This window comes from Rhodoferax sp., assembly GCF_011391645.1.
GTDB lineage: Bacteria > Pseudomonadota > Gammaproteobacteria > Burkholderiales > Burkholderiaceae_C > Rhodoferax.
In genome coordinates this window covers 1-9,552 of record NZ_JAABQC010000103.1, presented here as the reverse complement: position 1 = coordinate 9,552, position 9,552 = coordinate 1, and the positions used below count along the sequence as shown (strand labels likewise).

Annotated in this window: 10 protein-coding genes; 6 read left to right on the top strand and 4 right to left on the bottom strand. The window is 62.1% G+C overall.

The features are described 5' to 3' along the window. Window positions 1-834 (bottom strand): tripartite tricarboxylate transporter substrate-binding protein (locus GPS82_RS11840; protein WP_296494942.1); only part of this gene is annotated, 834 nt, incomplete at its 3' end. 146 nt (window positions 835-980) lie between these two features. On the opposite strand from GPS82_RS11840, the gene GPS82_RS11835 reads away from it, so the two are divergent. The 6 genes from GPS82_RS11835 to GPS82_RS11810 all read left to right on the top strand — a co-directional run bounded on the left by GPS82_RS11835 (window position 981) and on the right by GPS82_RS11810 (window position 6,979). Continuing rightward, on the top strand, window positions 981-2,237 hold the full coding sequence (locus GPS82_RS11835) for a class I SAM-dependent methyltransferase (RefSeq protein ID WP_296494940.1): 1,257 nt from the start codon (window positions 981-983) through the stop codon (window positions 2,235-2,237). Next, on the top strand, window positions 2,218-2,898 hold the full coding sequence (locus tag GPS82_RS11830; protein WP_296494937.1) for a response regulator transcription factor: 681 nt from the start codon (window positions 2,218-2,220) through the stop codon (window positions 2,896-2,898). Before GPS82_RS11835 ends, GPS82_RS11830 begins: the two co-directional genes overlap by 20 nt. Next, window positions 2,895-4,319: a sensor histidine kinase N-terminal domain-containing protein gene (locus GPS82_RS11825; RefSeq protein ID WP_296494936.1), complete on the top strand. Its 1,425-nt coding sequence runs from the start codon at window positions 2,895-2,897 to the stop codon at window positions 4,317-4,319. Before GPS82_RS11830 ends, GPS82_RS11825 begins: the two co-directional genes overlap by 4 nt. 47 nt (window positions 4,320-4,366) lie before the next feature. Next, window positions 4,367-4,966, top strand: a complete 600-nt coding sequence (locus tag GPS82_RS11820; protein ID WP_296494934.1) for a glutathione peroxidase — start codon at window positions 4,367-4,369, stop codon at window positions 4,964-4,966. Between the two features lie 153 nt (window positions 4,967-5,119). Next, the gene (locus tag GPS82_RS11815) at window positions 5,120-5,767 is read left to right on the top strand and encodes a cyclic nucleotide-binding domain-containing protein (RefSeq protein ID WP_296494930.1); all 648 of its coding nucleotides are present in this window, start codon (window positions 5,120-5,122) and stop codon (window positions 5,765-5,767) included. A gap of 60 nt (window positions 5,768-5,827) precedes the next feature. Next, a complete protein-coding gene (locus GPS82_RS11810; protein ID WP_296494927.1) occupies window positions 5,828-6,979 on the top strand; it encodes a cyclic nucleotide-gated ion channel in 1,152 nt (383 codons plus the stop codon). A gap of 30 nt (window positions 6,980-7,009) precedes the next feature. Here the strand turns inward: GPS82_RS11810 and GPS82_RS11805 are convergent, their stop codons facing one another. From GPS82_RS11805 to GPS82_RS11795, 3 genes are all read right to left on the bottom strand, one after another. Beyond that, window positions 7,010-7,591, bottom strand: coding sequence for a Fe-Mn family superoxide dismutase (locus tag GPS82_RS11805; protein WP_296494925.1), 582 nt, complete (start codon window positions 7,589-7,591; stop codon window positions 7,010-7,012). A gap of 57 nt (window positions 7,592-7,648) precedes the next feature. Further along, entirely contained in the window at window positions 7,649-8,926 is a 1,278-nt protein-coding gene (gene xseA / locus GPS82_RS11800) for an exodeoxyribonuclease VII large subunit (protein WP_296494923.1), read from the bottom strand. Window positions 8,927-9,198: 272 nt separating this feature from the next. Beyond that, window positions 9,199-9,552 (bottom strand): hypothetical protein (locus GPS82_RS11795; RefSeq protein WP_296494920.1); only part of this gene is annotated, 354 nt, incomplete at its 5' end.

Here is a 9,552-nt window from a genome sequence, read left to right as displayed (position 1 = left end):
GGACTTGGACTGGGTGGCCTTGATGACCATGTCGGTCAGGGCCTTGCGCTGCGCCGGTGTGATGCCAGGGGCACCATAGACACCGCGCCAGTTGCCAATCTCGACGGCAATGCCCTGCTCTTTCAGCGTGGGTACGTCGATGCCTTTGAGCCGCGCGGCCGAGGTGACCCCAATCGGGACCATCTTGCCGGATTTGATGTACTCCGAAAACTCGCTGTAGCCGCTGCCGCCGATGGTCACATTGCCACCCAGAATGGCCGCAGTGGCCTCACCGCCGCCCCGAAAAGCCACGTAATTGATCTTGGCCGGGTCAACCCCCACTGCGCGGGCAATCATGGCTGCGGCAATGTGCTCGGTGGAACCGCGTGAACCGCCGCCCCACTTGACGCTGCCGGGGTCCTTTTTGAGCTGGGCCACCACATCGGCCATGGTCTTGAAAGGTGAGTTGGCGGGCAGCACAAACACGTTGTACTCGCTGGTCAGGCGCGCAATGGGCGTGGCCGCCGTGATGGAAACCGGCGGCTTGCCGGTGATGATGCCGCCCAGCATGACGGCACCCATCACCATCAGGGCATTGGGGTCGCCCTTGCTGGCATTGACAAACTGCGCCAGACCCAGCGCGCCCGCGGCACCGCCCTTGTTTTCATAGGTCACGGTGTCGGCCACCTTGGCGTCCACCAGGGCTTTGCCAAGCGCGCGCCCGGTGCCGTCCCAGCCGCCGCCCGGATTGGCTGGAATCATCATTTTGACGTTGGTGGCGGCCAATGCCGACAGCGGCAAACCACCGCTTGCGACCAGCGCGGCGATGGATTTCAGAAAAGTATCACGACGCATCGAAGTCTCCTTGGGTGTTGATGACAGCACAATGATGCGTGGCCAAGCTGTCAAACGGCTGTCCGGAATTACTAGGGAAAATACCAACGCGCCCGCGACTGGCTCAATCTGTTACAACTCTCCCCATTCCACTCAAGACTGCTTTCATGCCCCAAAATTTAGCCAGCCCCACGAGCGACGCTGCCGCCCTGCCACACATTCACTGGCTTGAGGCCGACCAGGCCTGCTCGGCCCTGTGGCGCAGTGAACGAGGCGGCTCACCCCCCAAACGCGTGGTGCTGGCCGACGACACTTTGACTGCCGACAGCGCCTACCGTATGGCCTGCGCCGGCACCGGGATGCTGTGGCGCGGCGATTTTCAGAATGCCCGCCTGCTGCTGCAGGCAATCGCGCGGCGCATCGACCAGGTGCCCAAACGCAAGCGCGTCAAGGCAACCCAGCCGACTCCGATCTCCGAGGCGTTCAATCAGCACCGTCAAGCCCAGGCGCAGCGCGCCCGCACCCTGGGCATGCTGCTGGTCGAGTTGGATGCCAGCTACCACATGACGCTGCGCCGCGCGCCGGATGTCAGCCTGGCGTGCAGCGAGGCCTGGGGCGATGCCGACACGACAGCCGGTGCGTCGGTGGTTTCGCTGCGCGAACTGATGGGTGTCACCAGCGCGCATGAATGGCGCCGCGTGGGCGTGGAGATTGCCGCGCTCGGCGAAGCCCCTGGCAACCGCATCCACCCGCATTACGGCGTGTTTTCACCGGTGCGCGGCGAGTACATCGGCCTGGTGGCCACAGCCCATCTGCCCAAGGCTCCCAAGGGCCAGAGCGGCATCACCGCGTTTGACATTGGCACCGGCACCGGCGTGCTCGCCGCCGTGCTGGTGCGCAGGGGTGTGAGCCATGTGGTGGCCACCGAATTTGAGCCGCGCGCGCTGGTCTGTGCCCAGGACAATGTGGCGCGCCTGGGAATGGAGCAACACATCACCGTGCAAAAAACAGATTTGTTTCCGCCCGGCCTGGCGTCGCTGATTGTCTGCAACCCGCCGTGGCTGCCGGCGCGGCCCAGCTCACCGCTGGAGCGCGCCGTGTACGACGAGGGCGGCCACATGCTCAAGGGTTTTTTGGCGGGGCTTTCCAGCCACCTGGCCCCGGGCGGTGAGGGTTGGCTGATTTTGTCCAACCTGGCCGAGCTGCTGGGCCTGCGCACGCGTGACGAGTTGTTGGCCACCTTTGACCAACACGGCCTGCGTGTGGTCAGCCGCATTGACGCCAAACCCCAGCACCCCAAAGCCAGCGATGCCACCGACGCCCTGCACCAGGCGCGCGCCAAAGAGGTGACCTCGCTGTGGCGGCTGGCCCTGCAAAAATCTGCCGCTGGCGCAGGTCACGGTCATGAAACTGCTGCTGATTGAAGACGACACCGCCCTGCACACCACGTTAAGCCGGTCGCTGACCCGGCTTGACTGGCAGGTTGAGGTCTGCATCGATGGCCGCGCGGCGCTGGCCCGCTGGCGCGCCAGCCGCCCCGACGTGGTGCTGCTCGACCTGAGCCTGCCCGGCCGCGATGGCCTGGCCGTGCTGCAACAGGCGCGCGACGAGGGACTGACCACACCGGTGTTGATCCTGACGGCGCGCGGCACCGTTGGCGACCGGGTGCAAGGTCTCAACGCCGGGGCTGACGACTACCTGCCCAAGCCGTTTGACCTTGACGAGTTGGAGGCCCGCGTGCGCGCGCTGTTGCGTCGCCACCCGGAGTTCAGCGACAGATCGGGCACGGGACCAAATGATTCCGGCCCGCTGCACTTCGACCCTGAAAGCAAAGTTTTTTACCATGCCGGCCAGGTGCTGGATCTGAGCAGCCGGGAGCTCGCGATGCTGCGTGCGCTGCTGGCCCGCGCTGGCCAGGCCATCACCAAGGAGCGTCTGTTTGAACTGGTTTTCCCGGGCCAGGCCGAGGTGCAGTTCGAAGCGATTGAAGTGGTGGCTTACCGCCTGCGCAAAAAACTGCAGGGCACGGGTGCCACCCTGACCACCCTGCGCGGACTGGGCTATTTGCTCAAGCTGGTCGCATGAGGCCAGATCTGCGCCGCCTGTCGCTGCGCAGCTATCTGATGCTGGGCATCCTGCTGCCGGTGGTGCTGTTCATTCTGGTGGACTCGGTGGTGATCTATCGGCAGGCCCTGGCCGCCGTCAACACGGCCTATGACCGCACCCTGCTGGCGTCAGCCAAGGCGCTTGGCGAGCACATCCAGGCCGACGGCGAGGCCGAGTCCGCGCAGCTTCGCGCCCTGGTTCCCTACGCCGCGCTGGAGGTGTTTGAAGCCGACAACCGCAGCCGCATGATTTACCGGATCTCGGATATCCGCGGCCAACTGATTGACGGTTATGCCGACCTGGCACTTTGGCGCGGCCAGTTGCCAACCCTGGGGCCCTACGCCGCATTGGTCGATTTTTATGACGATGTGTATCGCGGCGAGGCCGTGCGTGTGGCCGTGTTGATGCAACCGGTGGCGATGCAACGCGCCCGCACCATGGCCGTGGTGCAGGTCGCCGAAACGCTGGAACTGCGCCGCACCCTGGCGCGCCAGATTTTGCAAGACACCCTGTGGCGGCAACTGGCGCTGGTGTCGGTGATTGCGCTGGTGGTGTTTTTGGTGGTGCAGCGCGCCACCCGCCCCGTGCGCAACTTGAGCCTGCAATTGCAACAGCGTCGCGCGGACGACCTGACCCCGCTGGCGCTGGACGACGCGCCCCACGAACTGCGTCCGCTGCTTGATGCCACCAACACCACCATGCGCCGTTTGCACCATTTGCTGGAGAACCAGAAACGTTTTGTGCGCGACACCGCCCACCAGCTGCGCACGCCTCTGGCAGTGCTCAAGGTGCAGGTGCAGTCCGCCCTGCGCGGCGATGTGGATGCCCGCCAGGGCCTGACCGAGATCAGCCACACGGTGGAGCGCGCCACCCAGCTTGCCAACCAGATGCTGTCCCTGGCCAAGGTGGCGCAACTGGCGCAGGAAATCGCCGTTGAGCCGGTGGACTGGGCCGACATCTTGCGTGAGGTAGCCCTCGATTTGGCCCCCCTGATTGCCGACAAGTCGCTCGACTTCGAGATTGACACCGTGCCCGCCCCGATCCAGACCCACGCCTGGATGCTGCGCGAGTTGTCGCGCAACCTGCTGCACAACGCCATACGCTACAGCCCCGAACAAGGCAAGCTGCAGGTGCGCCTGCTGTGCGATGCCCGCCATGCAGCACTGGTCATCAGCGACGGCGGACCGGGCATCAGCGAGGATCTGCGCAAACGTCTGTTCCAGCCATTTTCAGCCGGTCAGGTGCACAGCGGCAGTGGCCTGGGACTGGCCATTTGTCAGGAGATCACCCACACTCTGGGTGGTCAGATCGAGCTGGTCAACCGGTTGGCGCACGGCCAGACCGACGGGCTGGATGCCACGGTGCGGTTGCCGCTTGCCCCGACCAGCACACACTTTTGAGCAACCCTTTAAACTGCGCCACCCGCTCATTTTCAAGGTGTTCCACCATGGCTTCATTGACCCCCACCCTGCTTACCGGCCTGTTGCTTGGCTTTGTCACCGGCTTGTCGGCCCACGCTGCGTCCACCGCAGCTTTGCCGGGCGGCAGCTCGCCCGCCTCAACCGGCACGGCGTGCCCTGGCATTCTGAAACACAGCTTCAACCGCCTGCAGGACGAGGCGCCGCAAAACCTGTGTCAGTACGCTGGCAAGGTGGTGCTGGTGGTGAACACCGCCAGCTACTGCGGCTTCACCGGCCAATACGAAGGTCTGGAGGCATTGCACGCCAGGTACCAGGCCAGGGGATTGGTGGTGCTGGGCTTTCCGTCCAACGATTTCGGTCAACAGGAGCCTGGCAGCAGCAAGGAAATTGCCGACTTCTGCTTCAATACCTATGGTGTCAAATTCCCCATGTTCTCAAAAAGCGTGGTCAAGGGAGCCCAGGCCAGCCCGCTGTACACCGCGCTGGCCAAGGCCACGGGTCAGTCGCCTCAATGGAACTTTCACAAGTACCTGATAGACCGCAGCGGCAAGGTGACAGGCAGTTTTGCCAGCAAAATCGAGCCGGGGCACCCCAGCCTGGTTGCGGCCATCGAGAAAGCGCTGTAAGCAGCTGGCCTGAGAGCCCGTTCCCCAAAACTTGAGGCACACTGTTGCCGCCTTGTGGCATGGGTTATGCTTGCTGTGTCAGCGTCCGGCCGCCCGGACGCTGCGGCCTGCTCAACAGGCTTCGCTCTCAACCTCAAACCGGTGAATGAAGTCATGTCCAGTTTCAATATTGCTTATTTCTTTGGCTTCATTGGCGCCGGCCTGATGGTGACCAGCTACCTGATGAAAAGCATGCTGCCCTTGCGGGTGGTTGCCCTGGTCGCCTGCCTGTTCCTGGTGCTCTACGGCTACTTCTCTGCGGCCATACCCACCTTGCTGTTGTATGGCGCGCTGATCCCGATCAATATCAAAAAGACGATGCAAATCCACAAGTTGGTGCGCGCCATCGAAAACGCCAAATCCGACACTCCCATCTCGGAATGGCTGCTGCCCAACATGACGCGCCGCACCGCCCAGGCGGGAACCACGCTCTGGAGAAAGGGCGACGCGGCCAATGAGATGCTGTACCTGGAGTCTGGCAGCCTGCGCCTGGTGGAATACGACGAGATGCTGGCGCCGGGAAGCCTGGTCGGCGAGATCGGACTTTTTTCCCCTGACAACGTGCGCACGCTCACCCTGGAATGTGCCACCGACTGCACACTTTTCAGTCTCTCCTCCGAAGGCATGGCACGCCTTTACTACCAGAACCCCAAGCTGGGATTTCATGTCATGCGCCTGGTGGTGGCACGCCTCATGCATGACACCGAGAAGGCGCGCCACACCGCAAGCGCCAGCAGCTTCGCGCCGCTGGACGCGGCCTAGCCTTGCAGCCGGGCAAGTTGACCGATCCAGGCGGCAAGACTTGAAGCCCTCGCAATACCCATGCTAGCCGGCACATTGCGCCAGCAGATTTACGCGGCGTTGCCCGAAGGCGAGGAGCATCGCGGCGCACCCGGGGTGGCGGCGCTGATCATTTGCACCGTGATCCTGAACACGGCAACCACCCTGCTGCAGTCGGTGCCGGAACTGCAGCCGTTCATGGCGGCACACACCACCATCCCGCTGCTTTGTGGCGGCATCTTTGTGGCAGAGTTTTTCCTGCGTTTCTGGACGGCCACCGAATGCGACCGGCTGTGGCAAAAGTTCCCGCTATTGGGTAAACGCGGCTCTTATTTGGTCAGCTTTCACGGTGTGATTGACCTGCTGGTTTGCGTGCCAATGCTCTTCATGCTGGCCGGTTTTGCGCCAGACGGCTGGCTCAGCCTGTTTGCGGTGATCTCGCTTTTCAAGCTCTCCCGGTATGTGACCGCGCTTGAACTGGTGGGTGCCGTCATTCAAAACGAGAAACACACCCTGGTCGCCTCAGTGCTCACCCTGGGTCTGCTGCTGGTGATTTTGTCAACCTGTCTTTTCCTGGTCGAAAACGCCGCCCAGCCGGAGCTGTTCAAGTCGATTCCGCACACACTTTGGTGGGGCATCGTGACGCTGACCACCATCGGCTACGGCGACATGGTGCCGGTGACCCTGGCGGGTCGGATTCTTGGCGGCATCACGATGTTGATCGGCATCGGCATGCTGGCCATGCCAACCGGCATCATTGCCACCGGATTTGCCAATGAGCGCAAACGCAGAGAATTGTTGCAAATCTGGAAGATCGTCTCGAGTTTGCCCTTGTTCAATCACCTCGACGCCAACTGGATCTCCGAAATTTCCGGACTTCTCAAAACTCTGATGGTTCCCGCCCACGTGGTTGTGATCACCAAGGGAGAGTTTTCAACGGCTCTGTTTTTCATTGCAGATGGCGAGGTCGAGATTGACCTGTCTCCCACCCCGCGTCGCCTGAGGAGTGGCGACTTCTTTGGTGAGGCCGGCCTGCTTCAAAACAAACCCCGAAGCGCCACGGTGACCACCGTCAAACCCACGCGCTTTTTGGTACTCGGTCTGGCCGAGTACCAAAGCCTCATGTCTCGCGCGCCGGATTTGCGCAAAAAACTCGAGGAAACGGCATCACAACGAACCCTTGAAAGCCGGTAGGCCGGTCTTCAAAGGGTCCGCGCAGATCTCTCAGGCGAAGTTGGCTTCGGCGAAGCGCCAGTTGACGAGGCTGGCGAGAAAAGTCTCGACGTATTTGGGGCGCAGGTTGCGGTAGTCGATGTAGTAGGCGTGTTCCCACACGTCAACCGTCAGCAAGGCTTTGTCCGCGGTAGTCAGGGGCGTGCCGGCGGCACCCATATTGACGATGTCAACCGAACCGTCGGCCTTTTTCACCAGCCAGGTCCAGCCGGAGCCAAAGTTGCCCACGGCGCTTTTCACAAACGCTTCCTTGAACGCCGCGTAAGAACCCCACTTGGCGTTGATGGCATCTGCCAGCGCGCCGGTGGGTTCGCCGCCGCCATTGGGGGTCATGCAGTTCCAAAAAAAGGTGTGGTTCCAGACCTGGGCGGAGTTGTTGTAGATGCCACCGCTGGATTTCTTGACGATGGATTCGAGGTCCATGGTCTCGAACTCGGTGCCCTTTTGCAGGTTGTTGAGGTTCACCACATAAGCGTTGTGGTGCTTGCCGTAATGGTATTCCAGCGTTTCCTTGGAATAGTGGGGTGCCAGGGCATCCATCGCAAAAGGCAGGGCGGGCAGAGTGTGTTCCATGTGATCCTCGGTGTTGAGTTGCAAAAAATCAAATTGTAAAAACTTTCAGAGGCTAGCTTACACCACCCGCAGATCAACCGTGCCGTCAACAAGGGTAGCCTTGACAGCCTGGCCCGGCGCGGTCTGCCGGCAACTGGCAATGGTGTTGCCATGGTCATCTGACAGCAGGGTGTAACCGCGCGCCAGCACATGGTGCGGATCGAGCAGGTTGAGGCGCAGGCTCGCCCGCTCCAGCCGCTGCGCCTGCTGTTGCCAGGCGCGCTGCAGCGCGGTGGGCAGTTCGGCCGCCAGGCGCTGCTGCTGCTGTTCCTTTTGCTGCACAAAATGCCGGGCCGCGCTTTGCAGGCCATGGGCGCTGGCTGCCAGGCGCAGGCGCTGGCTGGCCAGGCGTTCGGACGGCCGTCCCAGGCGCGCCACGGCGCGGTCCAGCCGCTGGCCCTGGCGATCCAGTTGGCGCAGCACCGCATCACTCAGGCGCCGCTGCGCCTGGTCCAGCGCGCCCAGCCACGCCTCGCGCGGCTGCGCCACCAGTTCGGCAGCGGCAGTGGGTGTGGGCGCGCGCAGGTCGGCACAGAAGTCGGCAATGGTGAAGTCGGTCTCGTGGCCGACGCCACAAATGATCGGCACCGGGCTTTGCACCATCAACCGCGCCAGCGCCTCGTCGTTGAAGGCCCACAGGTCTTCCAGCGCGCCACCGCCGCGCACCAGCAGGATCACGTCAATCGGCACGCTCTTCAATGTGTACAAAGCATTCAGTGCGGCCATCAACTCGGCCGGCGCATTGGCGCCCTGCACCGAGGCGGGTGCAAGCACCACCGGAATGTGCGGCACGCGGCGCTGCAAGGCGGTGACCACATCATGCAAGGCGGCAGCGCCGAGCGAGGTCACCAGGCCGATGGCGCGCGGCATCACCGGCAGGGTCCGCTTGCGGCTCGGGTCAAACAGGCCCTGCGCTTCCAGTTTGGCCTTGAGCTTGAGGAACTCCTCAAACAAACTCCCCTGGCCGGCGCGGCGCATGCCTTCCACGATCAATTGCAGGTCGCCGCGCGGCTCATACACCCCCAGGCGCCCCTGCACCTCCACCAGTTCACCATCGCGCGGCGCAAAGTCGAGGCCGCTGGCTGCGCGCTTGAACATGGCACACCGCAGTTGCCCGGCGGAATCCTTGAGCGAGAAATAGCAATGCCCGCTGGCAGCGCGTGAAAAGCCCGATAACTCGCCGCGTACCGTCACCGGGTTAAAACGGGCCTGCAGCGCGTCAGTTATGGCCCGGCACAGCGCGCCGACCGACCAGACAGCTGGTGAATCTGGTCGAAAAATCGACTCAACCGTCATGCTGAGTCACTTGTTGCTAGCAACACGATAGTGAATTGCCCACAGTTGGGCGTTGTCTCCAACAATCCGAAAATGCTAGCAGCCGTATTAGAAACGTCGTCAAAGATCATTGATTTAATTGAGTTTTTTAATGATTAAATTGTAAGCAAAATATCACATGTCGAGCGCGGCGCCTTTTGGCATCGCCTATTAGGGTAATTACTCACAAAGTTATCCACAGGACACGCGGACAGATGGCGGATGAGCTCCGCGCATCCAAATTTTGTCAGATGTTAAAGCTTGGGCAAAACCTCGGCCACCACACAGGTCGCAATGTCCATGAGCTTGGCATGCCGCGGGTCGGTGTTCGACAGCAAAGTTGCCACTTGGGCATAGGTGTTATTGACAAATACCCTGCCCTCGGGAGCATCGCGCTCCACACCGTAGCGGAATTGCGAGCGCTCGGTGCCGGACAGCTTGCTGATCAATCCCTTGGTGGCCCACACCTTGCCAAAGCGGGCCAGGTCAGACAATCGGCCGCAAATGTTGATGGTTTCTCCCAGCACCACCAGTTCAAAATTGGTATTGGTCCTAAAAGTCCCGAGCCACTCCTCGCCTTCGCTCAGGCCGATGTTCATGTACAAGGT

What these genes read in the sequence shown, in the direction of transcription:
- GPS82_RS11825 (WP_296494936.1), top strand. Translation starts at nt 2,895, where the DNA reads ATGAGGCCAGATCTGCGCCGCCTGTCGCTGCGCAGCTATCTGATGCTG.
- GPS82_RS11810 (WP_296494927.1), top strand. Translation starts at nt 5,828, where the DNA reads ATGCTAGCCGGCACATTGCGCCAGCAGATTTACGCGGCGTTGCCCGAA.
- GPS82_RS11820 (WP_296494934.1), top strand. Translation starts at nt 4,367, where the DNA reads ATGGCTTCATTGACCCCCACCCTGCTTACCGGCCTGTTGCTTGGCTTT.
- GPS82_RS11805 (WP_296494925.1), bottom strand. Translation starts at nt 7,591, where the DNA reads ATGGAACACACTCTGCCCGCCCTGCCTTTTGCGATGGATGCCCTGGCA.
- GPS82_RS11835 (WP_296494940.1), top strand. Translation starts at nt 981, where the DNA reads ATGCCCCAAAATTTAGCCAGCCCCACGAGCGACGCTGCCGCCCTGCCA.
- xseA (WP_296494923.1), bottom strand. Translation starts at nt 8,926, where the DNA reads ATGACGGTTGAGTCGATTTTTCGACCAGATTCACCAGCTGTCTGGTCG.
- GPS82_RS11830 (WP_296494937.1), top strand. Translation starts at nt 2,218, where the DNA reads ATGAAACTGCTGCTGATTGAAGACGACACCGCCCTGCACACCACGTTA.
- GPS82_RS11815 (WP_296494930.1), top strand. Translation starts at nt 5,120, where the DNA reads ATGTCCAGTTTCAATATTGCTTATTTCTTTGGCTTCATTGGCGCCGGC.